We start from the raw sequence: 13,790 nt of genomic DNA on the forward strand, positions 1-13,790 counted from the left end.
ACCCGTGCGTCACTCCGCCGGTCCCGGACTCCCTCTGACTTCCCACGCCACTGAGGAGCGATTCGTCGTGACCATCACCCAGCCCGATCTGAGCGTCTTCGAGACCCTTGAGTCCGAGGTGCGCAGTTACTGCCGCGGCTGGCCCACCGTGTTCGACCGAGCGCACGGCAGCCGCATGTACGACGAGGACGGCCATGAGTACCTCGACTTCTTCGCCGGAGCCGGCTCACTCAACTACGGCCACAACAACCCGGTACTGAAACGGGCGCTGATCGACTACCTGGAGCGGGACGGCGTCACGCACGGGCTCGACATGTCGACGACGGCCAAGCGCGCGTTCCTGGAGTCCTTCCAGAACTGGATCCTGCGTCCGCGCGACCTGCCGTACAAGGTCATGTTCCCGGGCCCGACCGGCACCAACGCCGTGGAGTCGGCGCTGAAGCTGGCCCGGAAGGTGAAGGGGCGCGAGTCGATCGTGTCGTTCACCAACGCCTTCCACGGCATGTCGCTGGGCTCGCTCGCCGTGACCGGCAACGCCTTCAAACGCGCCGGGGCGGGCATCCCGCTGGTGCACGGCACGCCGATGCCGTTCGACAACTACTTCGACGGCGCGGTCGAGGACTTCCTGTGGTTCGAGCGGCTCCTGGAGGACCAGGGCTCCGGCCTCAACAAGCCCGCCGCGGTGATCGTCGAGACCGTACAGGGCGAAGGCGGCATCAACGTCGCCCGGCCCGAGTGGCTGCGCGCCCTGGCCGAGCTGTGCGAACGCCAGGACATGCTGCTCATCGTCGACGACATCCAGATGGGCTGCGGCCGCACCGGCGCCTTCTTCTCCTTCGAGGAGGCCGGCATCACGCCCGACATCGTCACCGTCTCCAAGTCGATCAGCGGCTACGGACTGCCGATGGCGCTGACCCTGTTCAAGCCCGAACTGGACGTCTGGGAGCCGGGCGAGCACAACGGCACCTTCCGCGGCAACAACCCTGCCTTCGTCACGGCGACCGCCGCCCTCGAGGCCTACTGGGCCGACGGGTCGGCGATGGAGAAGCAGACCCGGACGCGCGGCGAGCAGGTCGAGCAGGCGATGGCCGCCATCGCCGAGGAGAACCGCGCCGACGTGAAGGAGTACCGCGGTCGCGGGCTCGTGTGGGGCATGGAGTTCCACGACAAGGCGCGGGCCGGACGCATCGCCGCGCGCGCCTTCGAGCTCGGGCTGCTGATCGAGACGTCCGGCCCGGAGAGCGAGGTCGTCAAACTCCTTCCGGCCCTGACCATCACCCCGGACGAGCTGGACGAGGGGCTGACCACACTGGCCCGCGCCGTCCGCGAGACCGCCTGAACCGTCCGGACCACCGGAATACTCCGGTCCGTCCGGGCCACCCGATCAGGGTGGACCCCCTGAACCGTCCGCTGAACCGTCCGGGTCCCGGGCCTCGGCCCGGGACCCGGACGGACGGCGGGCACCACCGGCACCATCACCGAGGAGGCATCGCAACACCGTGATTGTCCGTTCCTTCAAGGAGCTCGAAGGTACCGACCGGCACGTGAAGTCCGCGTCCGGTACCTGGGAGAGCAAGCGCATCGTCCTCGCCAAGGAGAACGTCGGCTTCTCCCTGCACGAGACCATCCTGTACACCGGTACGGAGACGTCGATGTGGTACGCGAACCACATCGAGGCCGTCGTCTGCGTGGAAGGAGAGGCCGAACTCACCGACCACGACTCCGGGCTGACGCACACGATCACGCCCGGGACGATGTACCTCCTCGACGGGCACGAGAAGCACACGCTGCGGGTCAAGAAGGACTTCCGCTGCATCTGCGTCTTCAATCCGCCCGTGACCGGACGGGAGGACCACGACGAGAACGGCGTATACCCGCTGCTCACCGAGGAGGTGTGAGGTTCCATGACCACCGCTGCCGCCAGCACCCAGACTCACGTCCCCGACCTCTATCCCACCCGAGGCAACGCCGAGGTGCTCACCCCCCGGCAGGACCCGGTCGTCTGGGGCGCCCCCGACGCCCCCGGCCCGATCGCTCCGGCCGGCCTGGGGTCGTTCGAGCGTGACGGTTTCCTCGCCGTCGATCAGCTGATCACCGACGACGAGGTGGCCGTCTACCGGGACGAACTGAACCGGCTGGTCTCCGACCCGGCGATCCGGGCCGACGACCGGTCGATCGTCGAGCCGCAGTCCAAGGAGATCCGGTCGGTCTTCGAGGTCCACCGGATCAGCGAGGTGTTCGCGCGGCTGGTGCGCGACGAGCGCGTCGTCGGCCGGGCCCGGCAGATCCTCGGCTCCGACGTGTACGTCCACCAGTCGCGGATCAACGTCAAGCCGGGCTTCGGGGCCAGTGGCTTCTACTGGCACTCGGACTTCGAGACCTGGCACGCCGAGGACGGACTGCCGCGGATGCGGGCGGTGTCGGTGTCGATCGCGCTCACCGAGAACTTCGACACCAACGGCGGGCTCATGATCATGCCGGGGTCGCACAAGACGTTCCTCGGGTGTGCGGGGGCCACGCCGAAGGACAACTACAAGAAGTCGCTGCAGATGCAGGACGCGGGTACGCCCTCCGACGAGGGGCTGACCTCGCTGGCGTCCGAGCACGGCATCAAGCTGTTCACCGGCAAGGCCGGCTCGGCGACCTGGTTCGACTGCAACTGCATGCACGGCTCCGGGGACAACATCACGCCGTTCCCGCGCAGCAACGTGTTCATCGTGTTCAACAGCGTCGAGAACACGGCCGTGGAGCCGTTCGCGGCGCCGGTCCGGCGGCCCGAGTACATCGGGGCCCGGGACTTCACTCCGGTGAGGTGACCACGTCGGCCTGAACGCACCGGCGTGACCATGGCTGCGGGCCGGGCCTCCTCGTGTGGGACGGGGGGCACCGGCCCGCTGCCGTTCCCGGCCCGCGCAGCCCGTGGTCTCCCGGGCGGCCCCGGGTGGGCACGCGCGGCTCAGCCGGGCAGCGCGTCCAGCAGCCGGTCCACGTCGGCCGGGGTGTTGTAGAGGTGGAAGGACGCCCGCAGATGGCCGGCCCGGTCGGACAGGGCGAAGCCCGCCCTGCTCAACTCCGGCTGGAGACGGCCCAGTCCCGGCACGGACACGATGGCCGAACCGGGCGAGGGCACGGGCTCGTGGCCCCGCGCGACGAGCCCCGCCCGGAAGCGGTCGGCGAGGGCGACGTCGTGGGCGTGGACGGCGTCCACCCCGATCTCCTCGACGAGTTCGAGGGAGGACCGCAGCCCCGCGTAGGTGAAGAGGGCGGGGCTCGTGTCGAACCGGCGGGCGGAGTGGGCGAGTTCGGCGACGGGCCCGTAGCAGCTGGCCCAGGGTTCCTCCCCCGCGGCCCAGGACGCCTGTACGGGGACCAGGTCGCCGAAGTCCTCCGGTACGGCCAGGAAGGCTCCGCCGTGCGGGCCCAGCAGCCACTTGTAGACGATGGCGACGGAGTAGTCGAAGGCACCGGCGTCGACCGGCAGCCAGCCGATGGCCTGGGAGAGGTCGACGTAGGTACGTGCGCCGTGTGCTCGGGCCGCCTCCCGCAGCGCGGGCAGATCGGCGATCCGGCCGTCGGCGGACTGCACGGCGCTGACGGCGACGAGGGCGGTGTCCGGGCCGACGGACTCGGCGAGCCGCTCCAGCGGCACGGCCCGCACCTTGAGGTCGCCGCGGACGTGGAACGGATTGAGCACCGAGGCGAAGTCGTTCTCGACGGTGAGCACCTCGGCGCCCGGCTGCAGTGAGGCCGCGATCAGCGCGGTGTACAGGGTGACGCCGGCCCCGACCGCCACGCGCTCGACGGGGACGCCGGCCAGCCGGGCGTACGCGGCCCGGCTCGCCTCGACGTCGTCGTACAGCGGATCCAGCGGACCGCCCTCGGCCCTCAGCCGCACGGCGTCCCCGAGAGCGGTCACCGTGCGGGCGGGCAGGAGAGCGTTGGCGGCGGTGTTCAGGAAGGTGTTCTTCGGGGTGAACTCGGCACGGACGAGATGCTCGAAGGTCTCGAAGGTCTCCATGGGACCACTCTGCGGCCCCGGGATCTCCCCGTCCATCGGCTTGTTCTGCACGAAACCGCCAAGGAACCCTTATGGATACGTCTTGACCTGCGAAGACGCGAGGCGGTGGGTTCGGCTCGGCGGTTTCGGCGCGGCCGGTTCAGGTCTGCGGCACCGCGCAGCCGTCGGGACCGCAGATCTCCGCTTCGCCCTCGACGGTCTTCAGCCGCGGACGCGCGTCCCAGGCCTGGGTCAGCGCTCGGGTGAACACCTCGGCGGGCTGGGCGCCGGAAACACCGTACGTGCGGTCGAGGACGAAGAAGGGCACGCCCCGCGCGCCGAGTTCCGCGGCCTCCCGCTGGTCCTCGCGCACCTCGGCGGCGTACGCCTCCGGGTCGGCGAGGACCGCGCGGGCGGCGTCGGTGTCGAGGCCGGCGGCGCCGGCGAGTTCGAGGAGGCGGTCGTCGTCGCCGAAGACGGACCGCTCCTCGGCGAAGTTCGCCTTGTAGAGCAGGTCGAGCAGCTCCACCTGGCGGCCCTTCTCGCGGGCGAAGTGCAGCAGGCGGTGCATGTCGAAGGTGCCGCCGTGGTCACGGCCCCGGGTGCGGTACGGCAGCCCCTCGGCGGCGGCCTGGGCGCCCAGGTTGTCCTCGCCGGCCTCGGCCTGCGCCTGGCTCATGCCGTACTTCTTGGTGAGCATCGAGAGGACGGGCTGGGTGTCGTCCTTGGCCCGGCCCGGGTCCAGTTCGAAGGAGCGGTGCACCACTTCGACGTCGTCCCGGTGCGGGAACTCGCCGAGCGCCTTCTCGAAACGGGCCTTGCCCACGTAGCACCAGGGGCAGGCGATGTCCGACCAGATCTCGACACGCATCGTTGAGGCACTCTCCCAGTCGTAGGGCACGGAGACTCCCTCCGCTGACTGCGTGAACCTTCAACCAGTGCGGTTCATTCCCCGGGCACCGCGAAGCGCGGGTACAGGTGGTGGTGGTCGTCGGGGGCGGGCGGACGGGCCGGGTCGGGGGTCCGGCCCGGGCGGGCGCAGAAGGCCTGGGCGCGGCGGTTGTCGACGTGCACGTCGAGTACGGCGGTGTGCGCAGGCCGTTCGCCCGCCGTTCCTCGACACAGGCGGTGCGCAGGGCCGTGCCGATGCCGGTGCGCCCGTGGTCGGGGCCGACGTGGCACCGGAACAGCTCGACCGTGCCGGCGGGAGCGTCCGGCGGGGTGCGGAAGCAGGCGAGGCCGGTCAGGTGTCCGTCCCGCACCGTGCACAGGACCCGCCCCTCGGGCCGTGTGACGGCCTCCCTCCATACGGCCGGCCGGTCGGCTCCGTCCTCGGGGATGCCGTCCGGGCAGTACGCGGAGCGGGCCCTCGGGTGCAGCGCGGCGATGTCGGCGGCCTCGGCGGCGAGGGCGGTCCTGGTCACCGGGGAATCCGTGGTCCGGCGCGTTGCGGTCATGCGGCTCAGGAGATGCGCGGGCGGGACGGCGGTTCCCTGTCGGACGGTGGCGCCCCGCCCGGACCACAGGGCTCCGCCGCTCCCGCCGCTCCCGCTCTCAGCTGCCGTCGCGCAGGTCCTGCGGCCAGTTCGGCCGGAACTCGATGTGGTCGTAGGTGACCACGCAGCCCTCGCCCATCGGGGACTGGGTCATGAAGCCGATGAGGGCGGCTCCCGCCTCCTTCTCCGCGTCGAGGGTGAAGAGGCGGACGAAGGTCCAGTGCTCGCCGTCGCGGGAGGCGTGGAAGGCGAAGGCGCGGCCGGTGCGACTGACCCTCAGCCACGCGGAACTGCCGTCCACGGTGAAGGAGTTGGCGTCGTCGGAGTGGCCCCGGGTGACGACCGTGCAGATGGTGGGCACGTCCGGGGAGTACTCCAGGCACAGCTTGGCCCAGTTCCGCTCGCCGGTGTGGACGTAGAGCACTCCGGCGTCGAAGGCGGCGGCGAAGCCGACCGTGACCCGGGCGATCAGCTGGAAGTCGCCCTCGGGAGCGCCCAGCAGCCGGGGTGCGTCGGCGGCGGGGTCCAGGGCCTCCCCGGTGGGCGGTACGAAACGGTCCTGGCGCGGTCCGGCCCAGCCGGTGAGGACGCCGTCCTCGTGGGACCAGTGTCCGTCGGGACCGTAAGTGCGCAGGGGAAACGGCAGTTCTGGGAGCTTCACGTCCATGGGGGGAGTCTCGCAGGTTCCCCGCGCGCGGGGGCCCGTCCGGCGGATCGTGCCGGACGGACCCCCTGTGCACGCGGTCGAACCTGCTCCGCCGTGCGCGGTCAGCGCTCCAGGCGGCCGTTGAACCGGCGGGGCAGCCCGAGCGGGTTGTCGTCCCGCAACTCCTGCGGCAGGAGGGCCTGCGGGCTGTTCTGGTAGGCGACGGGGCGCAGCCAGCGCTCGATGGCGGTGCCGCCGACCGAGGTGGAGGTGGAGGTCGTCGCCGGGTAGGGGCCGCCGTGGTGCTGGGCGGGGGCGACCGCGACACCGGTCGGCCAGGCGTTGACGAGCACCCGGCCGGCGAGCGGGGTCAGCTCGCCGAGGATCTCCGCGCCCCGGCCCTGCCCCGCGCCCTCCTCCTCGGAGAGGTGGACGGTGGCGGTGAGGTTGCCGGGGAGGCGGGAGAGGACGGCGCGGACCTCCGCGTCGTCCTCGTAGCGGACCACGACGGTGACCGGGCCGAAGCACTCCTCCAGGAGAAGGTCGTGCTCGCCCTCCGCGGCGAGCCTGCTCGCCGGCACGGTGAGGAAGCCGGCGCTGACGGTGTGCTCGCCGCCCGCGCCCGGCGTCACCGGGGACTCCACGTCGGGCAGCCGGGTCCGCTCGGCGACCCCGGCGACGAAGTGGTCGCGCATGCGGTGGTCGAGCAGGACACCGGCGTCGGTGTCGCTGACGGCGTCGGTCAGGGACTTGACCAGGCGGTCGCCGGCCGCGCTCGCCGGGGCGAGGACGAGACCCGGCTTCACGCAGAACTGGCCGACGCCGAGCGTCATCGAGCCGGCGAGCCCGGCACCGATCGCCTCGGCGCGCTCGGCGGCGGCGGCCTCCGTGACGAGGACCGGGTTCAGGGAGCCCAGCTCCCCGTGGAACGGGATCGGGACCGGGCGTGCGGCCGCCGCGTCGAAGAGGGCCCGGCCGCCGCGCACCGAGCCGGTGAAGCCGGCCGCCGCGACCAGCGGGTGCCGGACCAGCTCGACGCCGGCCTCGAAGCCGTGCACCAGACCGAGCACGCCCTCGGGGACGCCGTGCCGGGCTGCCGCCCGGCGCAGCACCTTGGCGACCAGCTCGGACAGGCCGGGATGGTCGGGGTGGGCCTTGACGACCACGGGGCAGCCGGCCGCGAGGGCACTCGCGGTGTCGCCGCCGGGGACGGAGAAGGCGAAGGGGAAGTTGGAGGCCGAGTAGACGGCGACCACGCCCAGCGGGACCTTGTGGCGGCGCAGGTCCGGGACGGGCGGGGTCGCGGTGTCGTCGGGGTGGTCGATGACGACGTCGAGGAAGGCGCCCTCGTCGACGATGTCGGCGAAGGCGCGCAACTGGTAGCAGGTGCGGGCGAGTTCGCCGGTGAGGCGGACCGGTCCGAGGGCGGTCTCGGCATCGGCGACCTCGATGAGCGTGCCCTTGGCGGCCTCGAGTTCGTCGGCGGCCGAGCGCAGGAGGGCCGAGCGGACGGTGCGGTCGGCAAGTGCGCCCCGTGCCTGGTGGGCGGCCCGGACGGTGGCGTCCACCTCCTGGGCCGTGGCCTCCACCGCGACCTGTTCCCGCTGCTTCCCGGTTCGGGGGTCGACACTCCAGACTGGTGCTGCTGCCACCGCGAGTCCCTCCGCTTGACTGCCGCTTGCAATGCCGCAGTATGTACGTCATCCACCAGGAGTGTTCGATATACTGAACGCTGTCTCTGGTGATGAATATGCTGTTGGAGACTATAACTTCAGCTCCTCGTCGAACGAAGGGTCAAGGGCATGTCGGCTGGCGAGACGGGCGGCGGCGCGCAGGTCAAATCCGCGGTGCGGACCGTTGAACTGCTCGAGTACTTCGCCGGGCGCCCCGGCATGCACTCCCTGGCGGCGGTCCAGGAGGCCGTCGGCTATCCCAAGTCGAGTCTCTACATGCTGCTGCGCACCCTCGTCGACCTCGGCTGGGTGGAGACGGACGCGACGGGCACGCGGTACGGCATCGGCGTGAGGGCACTGCTCGTGGGCACGTCGTACATCGACGGGGACGAGGTCGTGGCGGCGGCCCGGCCCACGCTGGACCGGCTGTCGGACGACACCACGGAGACCATCCACCTCGCCCGGCTCGACGGCACCAACGTGGTGTATCTGGCCACCCGGCAGTCGCAGCACTATCTGCGCCCCTTCACCCGGGTCGGCCGTCGGCTGCCCGCGCACTCGACGTCGCTCGGCAAGGCGCTGCTGAGCACGTACCCGGACGAGCAGGTGCGCAAGATGCTCCCGGAGACGCTGCCCGCCCTCACCGAGCACACGATCACCGACCGGGAGAAGCTCATCGAGGAGCTGCACCAGGTGCGGGAGCAGGGCTTCGCGGTGGACCGCGAGGAGAACACGCTGGGGCTGCGCTGCTTCGGGGTGGCGATCCCGTACCGCACCCCCGCGCGGGACGCGATCAGCTGCTCGGTGCCGGTCGCCCGGCTCACCCCCGCGCACGAGCAGATGGTCAAGGACGCCCTGTTCGACGCGCGCGACCGGCTGACGCTGGCCACCCGGAGGCTCTGACCGTGACCGACCCGAAGATCGCGCTGCGCGCGGTGCACGACAGTGATCTGCCGGTCTTCTACCGGCAGTCGAACGACCCTCAGGCGCTGCGCATGGCGGCCTTCACCGCCGAGGACCCGGCCGACCGGGAGGCGTTCGAGGCCCACTGGGCGCGTATCCGCACCGCGCCGGACGTCGTTGTGCGCACCGTGCTGTGCGACGGCGACGTGGTGGGCCACGCGGCGGTGTACGGGGCGCCGGGCGAGCGCGAGGTGACGTACTGGGTCGACCGCGCGCACTGGGGCAGGGGCATCGCCACCGCCGCCCTGCGCGCCCTGCCGGCCGAGGTGACCGAGCGCCCGCTGCACGCGCGCGTGGCCGCGGACAACGCGGGGTCGCTGCGGGTCCTGGAGAAGTGCGGCTTCCGGGTCGTCGCACGGGAGACGGGGTACGCGCCGGCACGGGGCGCCGAGACCGACGAACTCGTCCTCACGTCGGCCGTCTGACCCCTGCCGCTCCCCGAACGGCGTTCACCGAGCGGCCAGTTGACCGAAATCGGGTTCCGGGCGATCAATTCGTCAAGGCGCTGAACCTTTCCGGTCCGCCAGCCGTCTGAACAGGTGACGGGCCGCCCCATCCCCCCGGGGCGGCCCGTCGCCTTCCGTCGGCGCCGGGCCCGGCCGTATGCCGGACCGGACGCTCCGCCGACCGCCGGACGGGCCCTACTTCACACCCAGGATCTGCTCGATCGGGTCGATCGCGAAGTACACCAGGAACAGGGCCGAGGTCCCCCACAGCAGCCAGTGGATCTCCTTCGCCCTGCCCAGCACCGCCTGGATCAGCACGTAGGCGACGAAGCCGGCGCCGATGCCGTTGGTGATCGAGTAGGTGAACGGCATGACGGCGATGGTGAGGAAGGCCGGGATGGCGATGTCGTACCGGTCCCACGGGATGTGCCTGACCTGGGTCATCATCAGGAAGCCGACGGCGACCAGGGCGGGAGCCGCCGCCTGGAGCGGGACGATGGTCAGCACCGGGGTGAGGAACAGCGCCAGGGCGAACAGCCCGCCGGTGACCAGGTTGGCGAACCCGGTGCGGGCGCCCTCGCCGACGCCGGCCGCCGACTCGACGTACGAGGTCGCCGAGGAGGAGGACGCCGCGCCGCCGGCGACGGCCGCGGCACCGTCGATGAGCAGCACCCGGCCGAGGTTCGGCACCCTGCCCTGCTCGTCCAGCAGTCCGGCCTCGGCGCTGACGCCGACGACCGTGCCCATGGTGTCGAAGAAGTCGGACAGCACCAGGGTGAACACCAGCAGGACGATGGTGATGACGCCGACCTGCCCGAAGGCGCCGAACAGACTGAAGTCGCCGATGAGGCCGAAGTCGGGGGCGGAGACCACCGAGTCGGGCCACGCGGGCGTGGTCAGCCCCCAGGTGGGCACGTCCGCGAGGGCGTTGATGACCATGGCCACCAGGGTCATGACAACGATGCTGACGAGGATGGCACCGCGCACCTTGCGGGCGAGCAGCGCGACGGTCAGCAGGACGCCCGCGCAGAAGACGAGCATCGGCCAGCCCGCGAGGGTGCCGGTGCCGCCCAACTGGACCGGCACGGTGGTGTTCGCGACGTCCGGGACACGGGTGACGAACCCGGCGTCGACGAAGCCGATGAGGGCGATGAACAGGCCGATGCCGACGCCGATCGCCTGCTTCAGCGCCTGCGGGATGGCGTGCATGACGGCCTCGCGCAGGCCGGTCACCACCAGCACGCAGATGAGCAGGCCCTCCAGGACGATCAGGCCCATCGCGTCGTCCCAGCCCATCAGCGGGGCGACCTGGAAGGCGACGACGGCGTTGAGCCCGAGCCCGGCGGCGAGCGCGAGGGGAAGGTTGCCGCCGACGCCCATGATGATCGTCATGACGGCGGCCACCAGGGCGGTGGCGGTGGTGAGCTGGACCGGGTCGAGCTGTTCGCCGAACCTGTCCTTCGCGCTGCCGAGAATCAGCGGGTTGAGGACGAGGATGTAGGCCATGGTGAAGAACGTGGCGAAACCGCCGCGTATCTCCCGGCCGACGGTGGAACCGCGTGCCGATATCTTGAAGAACCGGTCGACGCCGTTCCCCGCCGGGGGCCGGGATTCCGGCTTGTCGGCCACCTGTTGCGAGTCGGACATGGCGAACTCTCCTCGATGCCTGAGTGGTTGCCGTCGATCATCGGTGCTCGTCGACGCCTGAGTGATCCCTGTACGGATGCTGGCTGGATTGTGCCCACGCCGCATCGCGTTCAGGTGTTCTCCTTGTTACGGAATCGCATGCCGACCGGTCACACAGCGTTCGACCCTCCGTACGGGCCGCGCGATCCGTACGGTCCGCACAGTCCGCACGGCATCGAACAGTGAACAAAGCCTGCACACACCCGAGTTGGCGCCCGTCGGGCGCCCGGGGTCCGCCGCGAGGGGAGTTGGTCGTCCGTGGGCACCGTCGTGGACGGCAGTACCGCCGCGGAGTTCCATGCCTTCTTCGAGCGTCACTACGCCGAACTGTCGCGGCTGGCCGCCCTGCTGACGGGCGAGGCGGACACCGCCGACGACCTGGCGGCGGACGCTCTGCTGGCGCTGTGGCACCGCTGGGACCGGGTGCGCGCCGCCGAGCATCCGGCGGCGTACGCGCGGGGCGTGGTCGCCAATCTGGCCCGCACCCGTATACGCAGCGCGGTGCGCGAGCGGCGCCGGATCGCCCTGTTCTGGTCGCAGCGCGAGGAGCGGGCCGAGAACCCCGACGTCGCGGGGGTGGTGGACGTGCGGGAGGCGTTGCGCCGGCTGCCGTTCCGCAAGCGGGCGTGTGTGGTGCTGCGGCACGCCTTCGACCTGTCGGAGAGGGACACCGCGCTGGCCCTGGGTGTCTCGGTGGGTACCGTGAAGAGTCAGACCTCGAAGGGGATGGCCGAACTGCAGCGGCTGCTGGGCACGCCGTCGCCCGAGGTGCCGCGACGGGTGCACGCGGCGCATGCCGCGTGGGGCGAGGCTGCCGTGGGAGGGGGCCGGTGACGATGCGGCGGGACGAGGTGCCCGAGGAGGTGCGCGCCCGGCTGCGGGAGGCGGCCGGGGCGCACCGGCCCGGCCGGGAACGCATGCTGGCCCGGGTGGAGCGCGGCATGGCCGGGCCGGACCGGCCGGTCCGCCGGGAGGCGCGTCCCCGGGAACCGGGCTGGATCCGGGTGGTGGGCGCGACGGCCGCGGTGGCCGGGGTGCTCGCGGCGGGCGGTTACACGGCGGCGTCCGCGGTGAAGGACGCCCGGACTCCCCCGCAGCGCCAGGTGGCGGTCTCCCCGGCGACGGCCTCCGCGCCGCCCTCGGCACCGGCACCGGAGACGCCCGACGCGGTGCGGCCGTCCGCCGGCTCCGAGGGCGGCCCGCTGGGTGCGGACGGTGCGGTGAACCCGCACAGCAACGAGTTCTGGGCGCAGAGCGATGTCGCCCTGCGCACCGGCGAACGGCTGACCGCGCTGACCGTGCGGCTGCGCGTCGCACAGACCGGCGGGGTCTCGTCGACGGGTGCCTGGCGGTCGCTGCCCGAGGAGGACTTCGTCCTCACGGTGGGCGAGCGGGGCGGGTTCCTCGTCTACACCTGGACCCTCAGGGAGGGCCGCACGGTCCCGCCGGGCGAGTGGGTGTTCGCCGGCCAGTACGACCATGCGCGCGGCGGCCGCGACGCGCGGAAGGACACCTGCACGGCGACGGCCGCCACCGCGGGAGGCGAGCGGCTCTCCGTGAAGGGCGGATTCACGGCCGATGACGCCGACGCCCCCGACAGCGCCGGGGATTCGGGGTCGTGACCCGGAGCCGGCCCGTCCACCGGCGGGCGGCACCCCCGAAACTTTCGGCTCCCGCCACCCCGTTGACCCTCCGGCTCCCCCTGGCGACACTCCGAGGACACCCACTCAACAGAATCCATCAGCCCCCCACAGGAAGTGTCATGCGTCGCCCTACCGCCCGCACGCTTCTGGTCCCGTTCCTCGCCCTCCTCCTCGCCCTGCTCGCCGCACCACCGGGCACCGCGCACCCGGGAGCCGCACCCGTGAACCACGCCGAGGCCCCCGGGGCCGCCCCGAGCGCCCCGCGGTACGCCGGATACCTCTTCGCCTACTTCACCGGCGAGGGCACCGCCGACGGCGAGCAGATCCGCTACGCCCTCAGCCGCGGCGACAACGCGTTGAGCTGGCGCGAACTCAACGGCGGGCAGCCGGTGCTGACCTCCACGACCGGTGAGAAGGGGCTGCGCGACCCGTTCGTGATCCGCTCCCCCGAGGGCGACCGGTTCTTCCTCATCGCCACCGATCTCAGGATGTACCGGAACAGCAGCGGCAGCTGGGACGAGGTCCAGCGGCACGGCAGCAAGTCGATCATGGTGTGGGAGTCCATCGACCTGGTGAACTGGACCGACCAGCGCCTGGTGCGGGTCTCCCCCGACAGCGCCGGCAACACCTGGGCGCCCGAGGCCCACTGGGACGCGTCGCGGAACGCGTACGTCGTCTTCTGGGCGTCGAAGCTGTACGCGGCCGACGACCCCGGCCACACCGGATCGACGTACAACAGGATGCTCTACGCGACCACGCGGGACTTCCGCACCTTCAGCGAGCCGAAGGTGTGGAACGACCCCGGCTACTCGGTGATCGACTCCACGGTGGTCGAACACCGGGGCGCCTACTACCGCTACACCAAGGACGAGCGCGACCCGTCCTCCGGCTCCCCGTGCTCGAAGTTCATCACCGGAGAGAAGGCGGCGGACCTGACCTCGACGTCGTACGCCTTCGTCGCCGACTGCATCGGCAGCGGGGCGATGAGCCGGGGCGAGGGGCCGACGGTGTTCAAGTCCAACACCGAGGAGAAGTGGTACCTGTTCATCGACGAGTACGGGGGCCGTGGCTATCTCCCCTTCGAGACGACCGACCTCGCCTCGGGCCGCTGGACACCGTCCACCGGCTACCGGCTGCCCGCCAGTCCCCGGCACGGGACGGTGATCCCGGTGACGCGGGCGGAGTACGACCGGCTGCTGGCCGCGTACCCGTAGGGGTCCGGGCCGCCCGGCCGGCCGCC

13 protein-coding genes and 2 pseudogenes are annotated in these 13,790 nt (G+C 71.7%); 8 read left to right on the forward strand and 7 right to left on the reverse strand.

The features are described 5' to 3' along the window. Nucleotides 1-67 precede the first annotated feature (67 nt). The 3 genes from ectB to thpD all read left to right on the forward strand — a co-directional run bounded on the left by ectB (nt 68) and on the right by thpD (nt 2,816). On the forward strand, nt 68-1,339 hold the full coding sequence (gene ectB, locus OHB56_RS10415; protein ID WP_326751993.1) for a diaminobutyrate--2-oxoglutarate transaminase: 1,272 nt from the start codon (nt 68-70) through the stop codon (nt 1,337-1,339). Between the two features lie 160 nt (nt 1,340-1,499). Beyond that, entirely contained in the window at nt 1,500-1,898 is a 399-nt protein-coding gene (locus OHB56_RS10420) for an ectoine synthase (protein ID WP_055591917.1), read from the forward strand. A 6-nt stretch (nt 1,899-1,904) separates the two neighbouring features. Continuing rightward, nucleotides 1,905-2,816 (forward strand): ectoine hydroxylase, encoded by a 912-nt coding sequence (gene thpD, locus OHB56_RS10425; protein WP_326751994.1) that lies wholly within the window; start codon nt 1,905-1,907, stop codon nt 2,814-2,816. 140 nt (nt 2,817-2,956) lie between these two features. On the opposite strand, the gene OHB56_RS10430 is transcribed toward thpD, so the two are convergent. From OHB56_RS10430 to OHB56_RS10455, 6 genes and pseudogenes are all read right to left on the reverse strand, one after another. Further along, complete coding sequence (locus OHB56_RS10430; RefSeq protein WP_406352821.1) at nt 2,957-4,018, reverse strand: aminotransferase class V-fold PLP-dependent enzyme; 1,062 nt, start codon at nt 4,016-4,018, stop codon at nt 2,957-2,959. Nucleotides 4,019-4,157: 139 nt separating this feature from the next. Next, the gene (locus OHB56_RS10435) at nt 4,158-4,868 is read right to left on the reverse strand and encodes a DsbA family oxidoreductase (RefSeq protein ID WP_406358996.1); all 711 of its coding nucleotides are present in this window, start codon (nt 4,866-4,868) and stop codon (nt 4,158-4,160) included. Nucleotides 4,869-4,942: 74 nt separating this feature from the next. Beyond that, complete coding sequence (locus OHB56_RS10440) at nt 4,943-5,071, reverse strand: hypothetical protein (RefSeq protein ID WP_406352823.1); 129 nt, start codon at nt 5,069-5,071, stop codon at nt 4,943-4,945. 77 nt (nt 5,072-5,148) lie between these two features. After that, nucleotides 5,149-5,454: pseudogene (locus OHB56_RS10445) on the reverse strand (GNAT family N-acetyltransferase); the annotation flags it as partial. A 97-nt stretch (nt 5,455-5,551) separates the two neighbouring features. Beyond that, nucleotides 5,552-6,160: a DUF1349 domain-containing protein gene (locus tag OHB56_RS10450; protein WP_326751997.1), complete on the reverse strand. Its 609-nt coding sequence runs from the start codon at nt 6,158-6,160 to the stop codon at nt 5,552-5,554. 101 nt (nt 6,161-6,261) lie between these two features. Continuing rightward, nucleotides 6,262-7,791 (reverse strand): aldehyde dehydrogenase (NADP(+)), encoded by a 1,530-nt coding sequence (locus OHB56_RS10455; RefSeq protein ID WP_326751998.1) that lies wholly within the window; start codon nt 7,789-7,791, stop codon nt 6,262-6,264. A 150-nt stretch (nt 7,792-7,941) separates the two neighbouring features. Between OHB56_RS10455 and OHB56_RS10460 the strand changes: the two genes are divergently transcribed. Both OHB56_RS10460 and OHB56_RS10465 read left to right on the forward strand, forming a co-directional pair. Then, nucleotides 7,942-8,715: an IclR family transcriptional regulator gene (locus tag OHB56_RS10460; protein WP_326751999.1), complete on the forward strand. Its 774-nt coding sequence runs from the start codon at nt 7,942-7,944 to the stop codon at nt 8,713-8,715. Between the two features lie 2 nt (nt 8,716-8,717). Continuing rightward, nucleotides 8,718-9,200, forward strand: coding sequence for a GNAT family N-acetyltransferase (locus OHB56_RS10465; RefSeq protein ID WP_406352826.1), 483 nt, complete (start codon nt 8,718-8,720; stop codon nt 9,198-9,200). Between the two features lie 216 nt (nt 9,201-9,416). Here the strand turns inward: OHB56_RS10465 and OHB56_RS10470 are convergent, their stop codons facing one another. Continuing rightward, complete coding sequence (locus OHB56_RS10470) at nt 9,417-10,868, reverse strand: NCS2 family permease (RefSeq protein ID WP_406352828.1); 1,452 nt, start codon at nt 10,866-10,868, stop codon at nt 9,417-9,419. Between the two features lie 297 nt (nt 10,869-11,165). On the opposite strand from OHB56_RS10470, the gene OHB56_RS10475 reads away from it, so the two are divergent. The 3 genes and pseudogenes from OHB56_RS10475 to OHB56_RS10485 all read left to right on the forward strand — a co-directional run. Continuing rightward, the gene (locus OHB56_RS10475; protein WP_326752002.1) at nt 11,166-11,741 is read left to right on the forward strand and encodes a SigE family RNA polymerase sigma factor; all 576 of its coding nucleotides are present in this window, start codon (nt 11,166-11,168) and stop codon (nt 11,739-11,741) included. Between the two features lie 2 nt (nt 11,742-11,743). Further along, nucleotides 11,744-12,529, forward strand: a complete 786-nt coding sequence (locus OHB56_RS10480; RefSeq protein WP_406358998.1) for a hypothetical protein — start codon at nt 11,744-11,746, stop codon at nt 12,527-12,529. Between the two features lie 140 nt (nt 12,530-12,669). Continuing rightward, a pseudogene (locus OHB56_RS10485) lies at nt 12,670-13,761 on the forward strand (glycoside hydrolase family 43 protein); the annotation flags it as partial. Between the last annotated feature and the right edge of the window lie 29 nt (nt 13,762-13,790).

The sequence above is a fragment of the Streptomyces sp. NBC_01635 genome (assembly GCF_045209715.1).
In the GTDB taxonomy this organism is placed as follows: Bacteria; Actinomycetota; Actinomycetes; order Streptomycetales; family Streptomycetaceae; genus Streptomyces; species Streptomyces hirsutus.

Bases quoted from the DNA above. Each gene is read 5' to 3' on its own strand.
- thpD (WP_326751994.1), top strand. From the start codon at position 1,905: ATGACCACCGCTGCCGCCAGCACCCAGACTCACGTCCCCGACCTCTAT.
- OHB56_RS10430 (WP_406352821.1), bottom strand. From the start codon at position 4,018: ATGGAGACCTTCGAGACCTTCGAGCATCTCGTCCGTGCCGAGTTCACC.
- OHB56_RS10435 (WP_406358996.1), bottom strand. From the start codon at position 4,868: ATGCGTGTCGAGATCTGGTCGGACATCGCCTGCCCCTGGTGCTACGTG.
- OHB56_RS10450 (WP_326751997.1), bottom strand. From the start codon at position 6,160: ATGGACGTGAAGCTCCCAGAACTGCCGTTTCCCCTGCGCACTTACGGT.
- OHB56_RS10460 (WP_326751999.1), top strand. From the start codon at position 7,942: ATGTCGGCTGGCGAGACGGGCGGCGGCGCGCAGGTCAAATCCGCGGTG.
- OHB56_RS10470 (WP_406352828.1), bottom strand. From the start codon at position 10,868: ATGTCCGACTCGCAACAGGTGGCCGACAAGCCGGAATCCCGGCCCCCG.
- OHB56_RS10480 (WP_406358998.1), top strand. From the start codon at position 11,744: ATGCGGCGGGACGAGGTGCCCGAGGAGGTGCGCGCCCGGCTGCGGGAG.